A 15,545-nucleotide genomic window follows, 5' to 3' on the forward strand; every position below is an offset into this window, starting at 1 on the left:
GCATTGGCCGAATTTCAGGTTTATATTTGGCTGTTAGAAGCAGATGTTACAACGGCGCGTGCGGCGGTCTGTTTCCCGAACAGCCACGAGCCTGCGAGAGTCACGGTCCGCGGTCGGGCTCGATGAACGGAAATCCACTCAAAAAACCGTTCAGGGATAAAGGATTCCCGCCAAAAGAGGGGCTCACGCGATCGCCGCACGGCAACCGCAAGGCGTCGCACCCGAGGAAATCTTCGCGACTCAGCGAACAGTTCGCAGTGTCGGCGAATTCCCTCGAACAGGGCTCGAAATATCGATCGGCGCGCGGTTTTGATTCGAGCTGCGCGACACGATGAACTTCAGCCGATCGGCCAGGCGATATCCCGCGAGCAGAATTCGCCGTTCCGCCACGCGATGCAGCTGATCAACCGCCTGCTGCGACAGCACCGGAACGTCCGCTTCGTCCAGATCGTGAGATTCCACACGAGACCACAGCGCATAATGCAGGCGACCGTTCTGATAGACGACCTCCTTCGCCGCCTGATAGCTCTCTTCGGCGAATTCCCAGGCCAGACGATGATTTTGATACTCGGGCAATCGATTAGGAGCCAGCTTCGGATCGCGAGACAACACTTCCGACCATTGCACGACCTTGTTGAACTGTGGATGCGTCCCCAGGGCATCGTCCCACACGGAATGCAGCTTCCGCGGTGCAGTCGCATGATTCAGGCGTACTGCCAGTTTGTTCCCGCCTTCATCGCCGTGCTGAAGTGAGGGAATTCGCTCATCAACCAGCGTCACGACATGCAGCGGCTGGTGAATGTCACCCATCAAATGAAATAGCCAGCACAACCGAACCGCACGATCTTCGGCCGGATTAAGATTCATTTCCGGCTGTGACCGTTCCCGCTCGGCTTCTCGCACAATCAGGTAGGAATGATCGAGCTGTTCGATGATGTTCGTGTAATCCGCGGGATGCGCCCCTTGTGGCGAATGCGGCAGTGGCCGCGCGGGTAACCCCGATTCCTGCTGGCCGGCCCGATACTCAAAATTGACATAGTGCCAGTTCGCATGGTGAAACTTGTAAATCGGATGGACCGATACCGGTTCACGCGTCGCGACACGAGGCGGCCGAACGTGGTCGGGCCATGTGGCAGCACGTAAAAAGATCCACTCGACGTCTGACGCGTTGCCCGGCTTATCCTTCAGCAACAGTTCACGCAGATGAGGGTGATGACGCAGCATCCCGACAATCGCCGTACGTTCGTCATCCGACAATCGATCATAGGCGATTCGAGCCACCGTCATGTGCCCCAAGTCATTCCAGGCAAACAAACTGCTCGCCGGAAACGCACTTAGAAACACGGTAAAAACCAACAGAAAGCGTCGCATGACAGAATCCTTTCTGTCGTTTGAAGGGGAACCACGAACAACTCGTGAAACAGCGGTAAGTGTCAGCCGTTCGCGAACGTTCAAAATGACCGTCCACAAACCGAAACAGGTCCCGCGCGCGAAGCAGAACGATTCGACCGATTTTCGACAAGAGGAAATTGAGAAATCGTCGTCTGTTTTGTCGCGATTACACTCCGGCATCCCTCCAGAAAATCGTTTCGACCCGACGTCCTGAACTCGGATCAACGACAACTTGTGAGAATGACTTTGCGAACCAAATCCGTTAACATGCATGGGTCGTTTCTGCGGCCCGATGCTCCGTCTCGATTGAGAGTCTCGATGGAATCGCCTATCTCGCGACGAACATTCTGCCACGCAATCGCCGCTGGGGCGTCCTGCGTCAGCCTGCGACGAACGACGTGCGCCGAAGATCAACCGGCCGGCATCAGGCTGAGTATCGGTAACTATGGGATGCCCCATTTCACCGCCGAACAGGCGATTCGCGTCATCGGCGATTTGGGATATGACGGAATTGAACTCTCCGTCATGCCCACGCATCCCACGTCCGCCGAAGCGATCACCAAAGATCAACGCGGACCGCTCCACCAGTTACTTGCCGAAAAACGCCTGACACTCACCTCGTTAATGGAACATCTCCCACCGTCCTCCGTCGCCGCCGAACATCAAACAACCCTCGACCGGCTGAAGCGCGCTGCGGAACTGGGACGTGATCTCAGCCCAGAAGCCCCCCCTTTGATCCAAACCGTCATCGGCGGAGGAACGTGGGAACAGAAAAAGGACCTGTTTCGCGATCGCCTGGGCGACTGGTTACGTGTCGCAGAGGCCGAGAAAACCGTCATCGCCATCAAACCGCACCGCAGCGGCGCAATGTCGAAGCCTTCCGAGGCCGCCTGGCTGCTTGGTCAACTGGGCAATTCACGCTGGTTAGGGATGGCGTACGACTTCAGCCACTACGCCCTGCGCGATCTGAACGTCTCCGAGACAATCAATGACGCATTCCCATCGACCGCATTGATCGTCGTCAAAGACGTCCTTCAAAAAGAGGGACAGATTGAGTTCGGCTTGCCGGGCGAGGGCCACCTAATCGACCACGCCGATATTTTGACCTCGTTCTATCGTCGTGGCTATCGAGGCAGCGTTTGCTGTGAAGTGAGCGTTCAAGTCTCGCGTCGCACCAACTATGACGCCGAAGCGGCCGCGAAATCGTCCTACGTTTTCATGAATCAATTGCTGGAACGCGCCGGAATCCCCCGCCGACCACGTTAACTCGTTGCAGAGACTCGCAAATGATGAATCAATCCACGCGCCGACAGTTTCTGCAGTTCGGTGCCGCCGCCACTGCATCGCTGTCATTGCCCATCGGCACTCGTTCGACATTCGCCGATCAAGCCGTGAAATCTCCAAACGAACGCTGGCGAGTCGGCGCGATCGGCATGCGTTATCAAGGTTCGGTCATCACACGTCAGGCTCAAGCATTTGGCGACATCAACTTAATCTGTGATGTCGACCGACATGTGCTGGAACAGGCGCGAGCCAGCTTTAACAGCAGCGCGAAGATCGTCGAAGACTATCACGACCTGATTTCCAGCAAGGACATCGATGTCGTCCTGATCGGCGCGCCCGATCACTGGCACGCCAAGATGGCGATTGATGCCTGTCGCGCGGGCAAAGACGTCTATCTCGAAAAACCGATCAGTCTGACGATCGAGGAAGGACGCGCGATCAGCCGTGTCGCGGCTGAAACGGGTCGCGTCGTTCAAGTCGGAACCTGGCAACGACATGATCAGCGATTTCGTCTCGCCGCCGAAATGATCAGAGCAGGGCGACTGGGCAAAGTCACCAAGGCCACGATCGTGCTGGGGAAAAACTTGCAGGGCGGCCCGTTCGCGCAGGTCCCCATACCAAAACAACTCAATTGGGATCGTTGGCTCGGCCAGGCTCCCATGACGCCCTACATCCCCGAACGCTGCCACTACACGTTTCGCTTCTGGTACGACTACGCGGGCGGTGAAATGACAGACACCGGCGCGCATCACGTCGATATCGCCATGTGGGCGCTGGGTCTCGATAATACGGGTCCCACTCAGATCATCCCGCAGGGAAAATTGCCGAATGTCGTTGATGGCTATAACGTCGCCAAAGACTTCAGCGTCCAAATGAAATTCGCCAACGGTGTCGAGTTCGCAATCCTCGACACTGGCCGAAACGGAATTCTGTTCGAAGGTGAACTCGGCCGGATTTTCGTCAACCGGGGAATCATCTCGGGAACGCCCGTCGACGAACTCAAGTCCAATCCGCTGCCGCGCGAATCGTTTCAAGTTTACGCACACGACAACCTCAGCCGGCCTGAACGAGCTGGAAAATACGACGCGCTCATCAATCACATGGGCAACTTCTACGACTGTGTCCAGTCGCGAAAGACCCCGATCTCGTCCGTCGAAAGCCAGCACCGCGTCGCGACAACATGCCACCTGGGCAATCTCGCCCTCCGTCTCGGTCGCACCCTGAATTGGAACCCGGACACCGAGCGATTCATCAATGACGCCGAAGCAGACACTTACCTGCGGCGCGAGCAACGAAAAGGCTACGAAGTCGTTTGATTCCGTTCGAAATCGTGCGCATTCGCTTTCCAGCACCAACCCGCCAAACAAGGTCTCACACCATGACGAACCACGATCATTCTTCGCCGAATGATCGTGCGCGCTCTCGGTTCCTCCTGGTGATCACACTCCTCATCGCCCCGATGACACTCGTCGCCGATGACGAGATCAAGTTCGAAAAGGGCGCAGGCGCCGCACTCGCCGCGAAGTGTGGCCAATGCCATGGCGCCGACCGCACCAAACGCAAAGCAGAACTCGATCTCCGCACCGCCGAGTCCACACTGATGGGCGGCGAGTCGGGTCCGTCTGTCAGTCCCGGAAATGCCAAAGACAGTCTGCTTTGGCAAAAGATCGTCGACGGCGAGATGCCCCCACCGGGCAGCGAACCGTTGAACGATGCCGAAAAGACCGCCATTCATCAGTGGATTAGTCAGGGTGCCAAATTCATTCCCAACTCGAAATCCGCGACGGATGCCTCGGCCGCTGACAAAGAGTTTTGGGCGTTTCGGCATTCGCAACGTCCTGAATCGCCCTCGATCAAAAGCGCCGCGCAATCCATCACGCCCATTGATCGCTTCGTACTGAGCCGACTGGAAGCACGACAGCTTTCGTTCGCACCGACCGCCGAACCCCGCCAGCTTGTGCGCCGAATTTTTCTCGATCTCGTCGGACTGCCGCCAACTCCGGCAGAGGTGACCGAGTTCCTGAACGACCCCAGCCCCAAGAGCTACGAAACACTCGTCGATCGACTCCTCGCGTCGCCCCAGTACGGTGAACGATGGGGACGCCAGTGGCTCGACGTCGCGGGCTACGCCGACAGCAACGGCTACATCCGACACGACTCGCCCCGTCCGCTCGCCTGGCGGTACCGCGATTATGTCATTCAATCATTAAACGATGACAAGCCGTACGATCAGTTCTGGATCGAGCAATTGGCTGGAGACGAACTCGTCAACCACTCCACGGCTCAGGAACTCTCCCCCGCGGATCTGAATCGCCTGATCGCAACGCACTACCTTCGAAACGCACCCGACGGAACCGACAATACCGAAGGCAACGAAATCACGCGGGTCATGGAACGATATGCGGTTCTCGAATCGCAACTGCAAATCACCATGTCGGCCATGTTCGGAATGACGATCGAATGTGCCCGATGCCACAGCCACAAATTCGATCCCATTCCACAGCGTGACTATTATTCGCTGCAGGCCATCTTTTACCCGGCCTTCAACGTCAAACAGTGGAAGCAACCCAAAGACCGCTGGATCCATGCCGCCGGTCAAGTCGACATCGCCGCCTGGCGCGCCCGCAATGAACAAGTCGACCATCAGATCTTGGCACTGAGATCGGAATTCGCAGACTGGTCTCGCACCCATCAACCGCCCGGGATCGTCCTCTTCCAGGACGACTTCTCCACGACGTCGCTGCGTCAGAGCTGGAGCGATACGGCGCCCGGCGACGAGTCCCCCGCGGGCAACCCTGCTATTCGGCTCGACGATTCACTCGCACCGGCAGCCCAGATCGAGAACGGACGACTGTCGATCCTCGCCGCAGCGCCAGGTGACGCTGTCTGGCTCTCCACCAGACAGTCATTCGATTGGACGCCCGAACAAAAGGGCGAATGGATTCAGGTGACCTTCGACCTTGTCGGCACACGCGGCCCCGACGGCCGCGCCGCAGAACGCATCGGCTACTATCTCGCCCTGACCGATCATGACGACAGCCGGAATCCCGCGAGCGGCAATGTCGCGCGAGGAAATCTCCTCATCGACGGCAATCCCGCCGGTGGAGCCTCCGTCGTCGTCGACTACCCCGGCCTGGACCAACAAAGCGCGGGCGTCATCGGCAAGTCCGGATACGTCGCCGGCCATCGCTTCGGCGTTCGCGTGACACGTCAGGACGGCGACCAGTACCTGCTCGAACATTTATTCGACGGCCAGCCCGAGTTGCCCGCACAGCCACTGAAGGCGGAACAACTGCCCGATGGTGGGTTCGGTTTTGAACTCTGCTGCTCGCGCAGCTTTCAAGTCGATAACGTCTCCATCCAACGCTCGCCACACGCTGGCGAGACATCCACCGAAGCCCTCGCATGGACGCAATTCAAAGCAACAACCGAACGGCATCAGCAGAAATTGACAGACGCCATCGCAGCCTGCGAGCGACAACGACTGCCCGAACCCGAACGAATCGCCTGGGCGACTGACCTCTCCGAAGAACCGCCCGTGGTTCCGCTGCTGAAGCGTGGTGACTACTTTCAACATGGCCCCAACGTCGATCCCGGTCCGCTGTCGGTATTGATTGATCCCGACAACACCATGACAATCGAGCCACCGGCATCGGGAACCAAGACGACCGGCCGCCGATTGGCCTTCGCCCGCTGGGCGACCCGCCCCAGTTCACGTGCGGCGGCCCTCCTCGCGCGTGTCGAAGTCGATCGAATCTGGCGCGGTCACTTTGGACGAGGTCTCGTTCCCACGCCGGAAAACTTTGGCGCCAGCGGCGTGCGTCCGACCGATCCCGAACTGCTCGAATGGTTGGCCGCTGAATTCATCGACAATGGGTGGAGCCGCAAAGCCCTCCATCGCCAGATTGTCTTGTCCCAGACGTATCAGCAATCGAGCGTCGCCGATGAGCGTGCGATCCAGCTCGATCCCGACAATTTGGCCTACAGCCGTTTCCCCGCGCATCGCCTTGATGCCGAATCGATCCGCGACAGCATGCTCGCGGCGGCGGGGGTGATGAATCTCAAAGCGGGTGGCCCAGCCGTGCAGCCGATGGATCTCGGCAACCGTCAGATCGTCCTTCCAGAACCAGAAGGGCCTGGACCACATGAGGTCGACCGACGCAGCATCTACATCCGACAGCGTCGCTCCGAACCGCTGACATTTCTGAAGGTCTTCGATCAAGCGTCTCCTGAACCGAATTGTGTCGGCCGCTCAACGGCCACCGTCGTCGCCCAGTCGTTGGCCCTCTTGAACGGAACTTTCGCCACGCGCATGGGTCGCTCTTTCGCCGCACGGATCATGAACGACGCTCCGACCAGTTCCGCCGATCACGCTCGACAAGCGTTCATCATCGCGTTCGCGCGTGAGCCCGACGCAATCGAACTCGCGCGGTCTCTCGAATTCCTGCAGACCCAAACCCGCTTGCGAACCAACTCTGATCCCGCCACCGCAGCGGAAGCCGCCTTGGCCGATCTTTGCCGAATGCTGCTCGCAACCAACGAATTCATGCAACTTCAATAAGTGATGGCCCATGTTTCGAACACGGACAAACACGCATTCCAGCGAGCCCGCCCACATCACGCGGCGTGAGTGTTGTCGGCAGAGCATCGCCAGCTTCGGTTGGCTCGGTCTCGCCAACCTCATCTGTCACGCCCCCTCGGCAATGGCCAACCCCCTGAGCCTCGGCCGCGATGTGAAAACGCGACCGCCTCAGTTTCCTCCCCGCGCCAAACGGATGGTCCTGCTGTTCCAACACGGGGGCCCCAGTCAGATCGATCTGTTCGATCCCAAGCCAATGCTCGAACAATACGCCGGCAAACCGATGCCGGGAGGTGTGGAAGCGTTTTTCGATAAGCAAGACAGCAGCCTGTGTACGCCCAGCCCCTTCAAGTTCGCCCGGCACGGTGAATCAGGAATGGAGTTCAGTGAACTCCTGCCGCACTTGGCCACTTGCGCCGATGATCTCTGCCAGATTCGTTCGATGCACACGCTGGTCAATGACCACGAAGGCGCTCTCCGCCACTTCCAAACCGGAAAGCCCCGCGTCGGACGCCCGACGATCGGCTCGTGGATCTCCTACGCGCTCGGCACGGTCAACCAAAACTTGCCGCCCTATGTCGTCCTCAGCGACCCCACGTACGATCAAGTCGATGGCATCCGCAACTGGTCCTCGGGCTTCCTTCCCGCCATTTATCAAGGAACCCCACTTCGCTGCGACGGTCCAGGCCTGTTCGACCTGTCGCTCCCGACCGGCGTGACAGACGAAATGCAGCGCGAACAACTTTCATTTCTCCAAGACCTCAATCGTCAGCACCAAAAACGCTACAAACACCTCTCAGAACTCGACGCCCGAATCGCAAACAACGCCCTTGCAGGCAACATCCGCGAGGAAGTCACCGCAGCCATGGACCTGTCCCGAGAAACCCAGGCCACGCAAGCTCGGTACGGCATCGACAACCCCGCCACCGGCACCTACGGCCGCCGTTGCCTCATGGCCAGACGCCTGCTGGAGAGTGGCGTCCGCTTCGTGGCGTTGTTCAATGACAAGATCAATGGCGACCCCTGGGACACGCACGACAAACACAATGAACGCATCCGCACGGTGACGGCCAACGTCGACCAGCCGTCCGCAGCACTGATCCAGGATCTCAAACGCACGGGACTGCTCGAAGACACGATCGTCCTCTGGGTTGGCGAATTCGGACGCCTGCCTGTCTCCCAGGGTAAAGACGGCCGCGATCACAATCGCCACGCCTTCACGGCACTCGTCGCAGGCGGAGGCTTCAAGCCCGGCCTGACCTACGGCAAGACAGACGACTTCGGCTACAAAATCGCCGAGAAGCCCGTCGCCGTCGGCGAACTTCACGCCACACTCCTCCAACAATTCGGCCTCAACCACGCCGAACTCACCTACCCCCACCAGGGCCGCAGCGAAAGCCTGACCGACACCGACATCACCGGCGTCCAACCCACCGCAGCCCTAGTAAACTAAGCTTTTCTTATCCCCCTCCGTGTCTCTGTGTCTCCGTGCCTCCCCCCCTCCCAATGTGCCCCCGTCACACGTAAACCTCCCCGCGGGTCCACCGGCGATTAAGAGACACAGAGGCACGGAGACACAGAGAAAATCAAAAACTTCAAGGCGTCGGATCGAACACAACACCCACGGCCGGTTCTGTCGCGCCTTCGATCTGCCTGTCCCGTTTGTTGCCCGTCACCTTGCAGTCGCGAAACGTCATCCCGTGCACCCAGTCTTCGACATGCACACCGATCCCAAACCCGCTGATCTCGACCTGCTCCAGCTCCGCTCCTGAGAGCGATACCGCGTAGATCCCCTGCGAACGCGGATCATTCGTGCCGTGCAGCACCACATTCTTCACCGTCAATTTGTCCAAACCGGGATGAGCCGGGTCGCGAACCGCTTGATACCCGTGATTCTTCTGAGCCCGCCAGACGTTGTCCGCCAGTCCATTGAACACCAGCCCGAACAGCAGCGCCTTTTTGATTCGCACATTCTCGATCACGTGTCCGCGATGAGCGAACTCGCGTTGATCCTGTCGCGCATACTCGTAACCCAGATCACCACCGACAATCATCACGGCCGTGGTCGCGGTCTCGATCTCGACGTCACGCACAGTGATATTGTGACAGGCCGAAATCCGCACCCCCGCATCATTCGCATCCTGATTCCGTAACAGCTTTCCCACGCGAATCCGCTCGATCAGGACATGATGAGGATGAGTGCTATAAATCTCGCCCCGTTCCCACAACTGCCGCATCCTGGGAATCTGTTTGTCCTCAGCCGTGATCGGCCCGACCGAACCCCAATCAAGCCCCACACCCAACAGGGCCTTGTCCGAATCCAGCACGGTAATGTCGCGAATCACGCCGTGACACGCTTCCGACATCAACTGAATTGCCGACGCCGCAAACGGTTGATCGATCGTGATCCCTTCGATGGACCAATTCTTGACGGTCGAAAATCGGCCTGGCTTCGCCGTCGACCCGCCGTCCCCATACGCCGCACCGACACTGACTCCACTGTGCCAGCACGACTGCAGACCTTTGCCTTCACTGCGAATGATCTTGATCGTCCCGTTGCGAATCCCTGATCGATTCGACAACCGAACGCCATACGAGTTCGACCGTAAATCGAGTTGCAATGTCGACCCGTTGAGATCCAGCATCACCCCCTCGGGAATCAGCAACCCATGGACCGATTTCTCACCCCCGACAATTTCTTCCTGCACAAAACAAGTCAGAGTCGTCGCCTTCGCCAACCGGACAGCATGATTCAGCCCCGTATGCCGATGCAGTTCCCTCTGCAATTCCGCACCATCAGCAACCCCAACCAACACATCCTGGAATTTCAATTCCCCCTCAACTGCCAATGCAGCGCCAGGGTCAACCATCCCCCACGAAAACGCCCAAAGCAGCCCCAAACAGCTCAACCGTCGACTGATTCGAAACAATTCCGCCCCCAAGTTCTTAGCCCTCTCTGTAGTTCTTCGCCCTCTCCGTGTCTCAGTGTCTCCGTGTCTCTCCACCTCCCGCTGGTCCCCGTCACACGCAAATCTCTCAGCGGGTCCAGTGGGGGGAAGCGAGACACGGAGACACAGAGAAATTCAAAAACATCAAGATGGACTTGCCCATGAAATGTGGGCGCGAGGTTAGGATTATATGGCCTGCTCGAACTGAACGGGTGGGAGATACCCGATTGTCGAGTGCCTTCTGACACGGTTGTAAAAAGTTTCAATGTATTCAAAGAGGCTTTGACGAGCTTGCGAACGGGTCTGATACCGTTCGCGGTGAACGAGTTCTTTCTTCAAGGTGGCGAAGAAGCTCTCCATCGGTGCGTTATCCCAGCAGTTGCCTCTGCGGCTCATCGAGCAGGTGATGTGATTTCGCCTCAGAAGAGTCTGGTAGTGTTCGCTGGCATACTGCACGCCGCGGTCCGAGTGAGCCACCAGGCCTGCGTCGGGAAGTTCTCGCTGAACAGCCATCTGCAACGCATCGACGACAAGCCGGCTGTCGATCCGATCTGACATCGACCAGCCTACAATCTTCCGTGAGTACAAATCTTCGACCGCCGCCAGATAGAGCCATCCTTCATCCGTCGGAATGTACGTGATGTCTGCCGTCCATGTTTGATTCTTGTGGGAAGGAGCGAAATCTCGATCCACGACATTAGCAGCCACCGGATGCGGATGATTGGAATCCGTCGTGCTCACGCGAAACTTCTTCACCGTCGCGGCCTTGATTCATGTCTCTCTCATGTATTTAGCGACCGTCTTACGATTGCAGGGATGGCCTTGAGCTTTCAGCTCTGCCTGAAGTCGTGGCGCTCCATAAACATCGTGATACTTCATCGCGTGAATGGCCTGAATGCGGCTCGTCAGTTCCTCGCGTCGCTGTGAAGATTCACTGACGGGACGTTTTCGCCAGGCGTAATATCCGCTGCGAGAGACGTCCAATACTCGACATTGAACTGTGGCAGGCCACACCGCGTGATGGTCTTCAATGAACTGATATTTCATTTGGACTCCTTCGCGAAGAACTGCGTCGCTTTTTTTAAAATGTCGCGTTCCATACGCAGTTGCTCGACTTCTCGACGCAGTCGCGCCAGCTCCGCTTCCTGGGGCGTCTGCTGACCTTGGCCAGGAAAGGCTTGCTCGCCTTGCGCCGCGAACTGCGCTTTCCATTTGTAGAGCAGCGTCTGACTGACACCCAGGCGACGCGACACCTCGGCTACGGACAACTCCTGTTTGCCAATCATATTCAATGCCTCACGCTTAAACTCGAGCGTGTGTTTGCGACGTTCTTTCGACATACTTTGGACTCCTCAAGGTGAAGCATACTCGCTTTTCCTCGCGCCCACATTTCATGGGCAAGTCCAAGACCTCAGATCAAAGCCCCAAGTTCTTAACCCTCTCCGTAATTCTTAGCCTTCTCTGTGTCTCTGTGCCTCCGTGTCTCTCCACCTCCCAATGTCCCCCCGTCACACGCAAACCTCACCGCGGGTCCAGCGGGGGGTTTAAAGAGACACAGAGACACAGAGCAAAACCAAATCCTACTGTTCCTGAAACCGATAAACCCCGAACACATCCCCCAGCGCCTTCGACATCTCACCCACCGTCACCCGCGCACGTGCCGCCGCCACCAATGCCGGCATCACATTCTCGCTGCCAGCCGCCACCGAACGAATCGCATCCAACGAGCGACTCACCTCCTCATTCGACCGCCGCGCCCGAATCGCGCGCAGTGACTCCAGTTGATCGCTCTCCACCTGCGGATCGATCGAAAGAATCTCGGTTGAGTCCTCATCGTGCGACTGAAAGCGATTCACCCCCACGATCACCTGTTCGCCTCGATCGAATCGCTGCTGGTCTCGATACGCCGATTCCGCGATCTCGCGCCGGATGTAACCCGTCTCAATCGCCCCCGACATCCCTCCCACATCCGCAATTCGCCGAAAGTAATCGCGGGCCCCCAGGTACATCTGCTGCGTCATCGTCTCCGTCAGAAAACTGCCGCCGAGCGGATCGACATGCTCCGCAACTCCTGTTTCATGAGCCAACACCTGCTGCGTCCGCAACGCCAACGTCGCCGCGTGCTCTGTCGGCAGGGCAAGTGTTTCATCCAAGCTGTTCGTGTGCAGGGACTGACATCCGCCGAGCACCGCCGCCATCGCCTGGTACGCCACGCGGACCACATTCACCTCGGGCTGCTGGCTCTGCAGCGAACACCCCGCCGTCTGCGCATGAAACCGCAGCTTCCACGAATTCGGATTCTGCGCGCCGTACTCATCCCTCATTAACTCCGCCCACAATCGTCGAGCGGCACGGTACTTGGCAATCTCTTCAAAGAAATCATTGTGGGCATTGAAAAAGAAGCTCAACCGCCCGGCAAACGCATCGACACCTAACCCGCGTCGGCACGTCTCTTCGACATAGTGCCGTCCGTCCGCGAGCGTAAACGCCAATTCCTGCAGCGCCGTCGCTCCCGCCTCGCGAATGTGATACCCGCTGATCGACACCGTGTTCCACTGCGGAACCGAATGAGAACCAAACTCAATCAAATCCACCACCAGCCGCACCGAAGGGGCGGGCGGATACACCACCTCATTCTGCGCGTGAAATTCCTTGAGAATGTCATTCTGAATCGTGCCGCGGAGCGTCTTCCAATCAATCCCACGTTCCTCCGCCGCCGCCAGATAGAGCGCCATGACAATTGCCGCAGGAGCATTAATCGTCATCGACACCGACACGTCCTGCAGCGGAATCCCTTCGAACAAGACAAGCATGTCTTCGATCGTATCCACCGCAACGCCCAGCCGTCCCACTTCACCGGCCGATCGCGGATCATCGCTGTCCAGCCCCATCAAGGTTGGCAGATCGAACGCGGTGCTCAGCCCCGACTGACCTTGCGCAAGCAGAAATCGAAATCGCTCGTTCGTGTGCCGCGCCGTCCCGAACCCCGAGAACTGCCGCATCGTCCACAACCGCCCGCGATACATCGAGCGATGAATGCCCCGCGTAAACGGATACTCACCCGGCACCCCAAGCTGCGGGGCAGGGACCAGCCGCCCCAGATCCTCGGCCGTGACGAATCCCTCACGGTTCCCCAAACCAACCTGCCGCGACGCCGCCGCTGATCGACCGGCCCCCGTATCGCCCGAGGCTGCATCACCCGAGGCTGCATCGCCCGTGGCTGCATCACGAACCGCAGCAGCCATTCCGAAAGACTCTCTCATGACAGGATTTCGGATCACTGGATCATTCATCACAGCCTCCTCTTCAACCGTCTCAATCGCCGCCGGCCCCCGGACACCAGACCGCATCATGGATAAGTCTGTTGAAGTAAGGGGGACAGTCACCTTGGCGTTGACGCTCTCATGGCATTTTTTGCTTGCCGGAGCCTGTCGCCGTGACTTCAACAGACTGCGAGACCTCCAATGCCAGCCCCCTTTGCCGAAATCGAATCAAAATTGCACTCGCCGCTAGACACCCGATACTAAAACCCATTGCTGAAGGCGAATCTAAAAGCACTCGCCGCTGGTCTTCCGATACTAAAACCCATTGCTGATGGCGAATCTAAAAGCACTCGCCGCTGGACACCCGATACTTAAACCCATTACTGAAGGCGAATCTAAAAGCACTCGCCGCTGGACTTCCGATACTAAAACCCATTGCTGATGGCGAATCTAAAAGCACTCGCCGCTGGACTTCCGATGCTAAAACCCATTGCTGATGGCGAATCTAAAATCACTCGCCGCTGGACTTTCGATGCTAAAACCCATTGCTGATGGCGAAATTAAAAGCGCTTAATGAGCATGGCTACTGCGCCGCCGCCGCCTAGGCAGAGGGCTGCGACGCCCCATTCTCGGTCTTGTCGACGCAGGCCGTGGATGAGTGTTGTCAGGACGCGTGCGCCGCTCGCCCCGATGGGATGCCCCAGTGCCGTCGCACCTCCCGCCGGGTTCAGTCGTTCCAGATCGATCTCCAAGAGACGTTGATCGGCGAGCACCTGCACGGCGAACGCTTCATTGATCTCCCAAATGTCGATGTCGCTGACCTGCATTTTTGCCTTGGCCAGTAACTTTCGAATCGCGTGAACGGGCGCCAGAAACAGGTCTTCCGGATCCAATGTTGCGGTCGCCGTCGCGACAATCTCCACGAGCGGTGTGCAGCCGCGTGCCTTCGCGATGTCCGAAGAGGCGACCACGACGGCCGCCGCACCATCGCTGATCATGGCCGAGTTTCCTGCTGTGATCGCTCCGCGTTCGATGAACGCCGATCGTAAGCCGGCCAGACGCTCCAGCCGACAATCGGCGCGAGGCCCTTCATCACGGTCAATCTCGGTGATTCCCGCTTTTGAGGGGACTTGCAGAGGCACGATTTCGGCTTTGAACCATTGAGCTTGCTGAGCTTCCGTTGCTCGCCGATGGCTCTCGCACGCGAAGGCGTCTTGGTCCTCGCGTGAAATTCCTTGTCGCGCGGTCAGCCGTTCGGCAATTTCGCCCATGGATGAATCGGTGATCGAACAGGACAACCCGTCGTGCAGCATCGAATCGACCAGACGCCGGTCGCCCATTCCCTGCAGCGATCGTTCGATCAGCCAGGGTGCGCGACTCATGCTTTCCATGCCGCCCGCGACGACTAAAGAGGCGTCACCGCAGCGAATCGCCTGATCGGCCAGCATGACCGCTTTCAAACCCGAACCGCACACCTGATTCACGGTCAACGCTTCGGTATGCGGCGCGACTCCGCCGCCGATCGCCGCCTGCCGTGCCGGCGCTTGCCCCACACCACTGGGCAATACCATTCCCATGATGACGAGATTGATATCGTCGAACGCCTCGCCGGCATCATTGACCGCCGCCCGGATGACGCGTGAGCCCAATTCCGTAGCCGGAATGCCCGACAGCACTCCTTGGAATTTTCCGATCGGCGTACGACGCGCACTCAGTATGACGACGCCCATAAGAAACCTCGCTGGAAGTGGATCGAGTTCACCAATGATTATACGCCGGAAGGTCAAAGAGACCTCACAGGTAACCGCTCAAAGGGCAAGGCCAGCCCCATATTCATCGCCAAAGCCGCTGCTTCGCCGAAGTCACAAGGCACAACTCACAGCATTCGCCCTCAAGCCCCCGTCAGCCCACGGAAAAAGGCCAACCTGTGCCCCATCGCCCCTGAACGTTCAAGCGCACCTTACCAAGTTCCGCAACTCCATGTGGCCGATTTCCCCTCCGTGTCTCTGTGTCTCCGTGTCTCCCCCCCCACCGCTGAGCCCCCAACAACCCCCCCCGTTGATTGGCCCCAGCCCCAGC

The 15,545-nt window shown here is 58.4% G+C and carries 8 protein-coding genes and 1 pseudogene; 4 read left to right on the forward strand and 5 right to left on the reverse strand.

Going from position 1 to position 15,545, the window contains the following annotated elements:
- Nucleotides 1-240 precede the first annotated feature (240 nt).
- Nucleotides 241-1,371, reverse strand: coding sequence for a S1/P1 nuclease (locus OSO_RS0122870; RefSeq protein WP_010585424.1), 1,131 nt, complete (start codon nt 1,369-1,371; stop codon nt 241-243).
- Nucleotides 1,372-1,710: 339 nt separating this feature from the next.
- On the opposite strand from OSO_RS0122870, the gene OSO_RS44730 reads away from it, so the two are divergent.
- From OSO_RS44730 to OSO_RS0122890, 4 genes are all read left to right on the forward strand, one after another.
- Nucleotides 1,711-2,658 carry a sugar phosphate isomerase/epimerase family protein gene (locus OSO_RS44730; RefSeq protein WP_010585426.1) on the forward strand — a complete coding sequence of 316 codons (948 nt, stop codon included), beginning with the start codon at nt 1,711-1,713 and terminating at the stop codon, nt 2,656-2,658.
- A 20-nt stretch (nt 2,659-2,678) separates the two neighbouring features.
- Nucleotides 2,679-3,992 (forward strand): Gfo/Idh/MocA family protein, encoded by a 1,314-nt coding sequence (locus tag OSO_RS0122880; protein WP_010585427.1) that lies wholly within the window; start codon nt 2,679-2,681, stop codon nt 3,990-3,992.
- 62 nt (nt 3,993-4,054) lie between these two features.
- A complete protein-coding gene (locus OSO_RS44735) occupies nt 4,055-7,237 on the forward strand; it encodes a PSD1 and planctomycete cytochrome C domain-containing protein (protein WP_010585428.1) in 3,183 nt (1,060 codons plus the stop codon).
- A gap of 10 nt (nt 7,238-7,247) precedes the next feature.
- Nucleotides 7,248-8,708, forward strand: coding sequence for a DUF1501 domain-containing protein (locus tag OSO_RS0122890; protein WP_010585429.1), 1,461 nt, complete (start codon nt 7,248-7,250; stop codon nt 8,706-8,708).
- 142 nt (nt 8,709-8,850) lie between these two features.
- Here OSO_RS0122890 and OSO_RS0122895 read toward each other — a convergent pair whose 3' ends face one another.
- From OSO_RS0122895 to OSO_RS0122915, 4 genes and pseudogenes are all read right to left on the reverse strand, one after another.
- The gene (locus tag OSO_RS0122895) at nt 8,851-10,185 is read right to left on the reverse strand and encodes a hypothetical protein (protein ID WP_157605400.1); all 1,335 of its coding nucleotides are present in this window, start codon (nt 10,183-10,185) and stop codon (nt 8,851-8,853) included.
- Between the two features lie 204 nt (nt 10,186-10,389).
- Nucleotides 10,390-11,543 (reverse strand): annotated as a pseudogene (locus OSO_RS52800) (IS3 family transposase).
- A 240-nt stretch (nt 11,544-11,783) separates the two neighbouring features.
- Entirely contained in the window at nt 11,784-13,496 is a 1,713-nt protein-coding gene (locus OSO_RS44745) for an acyl-CoA mutase large subunit family protein (protein ID WP_010585434.1), read from the reverse strand.
- Between the two features lie 530 nt (nt 13,497-14,026).
- A complete protein-coding gene (locus tag OSO_RS0122915; protein ID WP_010585435.1) occupies nt 14,027-15,196 on the reverse strand; it encodes a thiolase family protein in 1,170 nt (389 codons plus the stop codon).
- Between the last annotated feature and the right edge of the window lie 349 nt (nt 15,197-15,545).

Origin of the sequence: Schlesneria paludicola DSM 18645, assembly GCF_000255655.1 — a bacterium.
GTDB classification, from domain to species: Bacteria; Planctomycetota; Planctomycetia; order Planctomycetales; family Planctomycetaceae; genus Schlesneria; species Schlesneria paludicola.

Excerpts from the sequence above, each read along its gene's own strand:
- OSO_RS0122870 (WP_010585424.1), bottom strand. The coding sequence starts at position 1,371 with ATGCGACGCTTTCTGTTGGTTTTTACCGTGTTTCTAAGTGCGTTTCCG.
- OSO_RS44730 (WP_010585426.1), top strand. The coding sequence starts at position 1,711 with ATGGAATCGCCTATCTCGCGACGAACATTCTGCCACGCAATCGCCGCT.
- OSO_RS0122880 (WP_010585427.1), top strand. The coding sequence starts at position 2,679 with ATGATGAATCAATCCACGCGCCGACAGTTTCTGCAGTTCGGTGCCGCC.
- OSO_RS44735 (WP_010585428.1), top strand. The coding sequence starts at position 4,055 with ATGACGAACCACGATCATTCTTCGCCGAATGATCGTGCGCGCTCTCGG.
- OSO_RS0122890 (WP_010585429.1), top strand. The coding sequence starts at position 7,248 with ATGTTTCGAACACGGACAAACACGCATTCCAGCGAGCCCGCCCACATC.
- OSO_RS44745 (WP_010585434.1), bottom strand. The coding sequence starts at position 13,496 with ATGAATGATCCAGTGATCCGAAATCCTGTCATGAGAGAGTCTTTCGGA.
- OSO_RS0122915 (WP_010585435.1), bottom strand. The coding sequence starts at position 15,196 with ATGGGCGTCGTCATACTGAGTGCGCGTCGTACGCCGATCGGAAAATTC.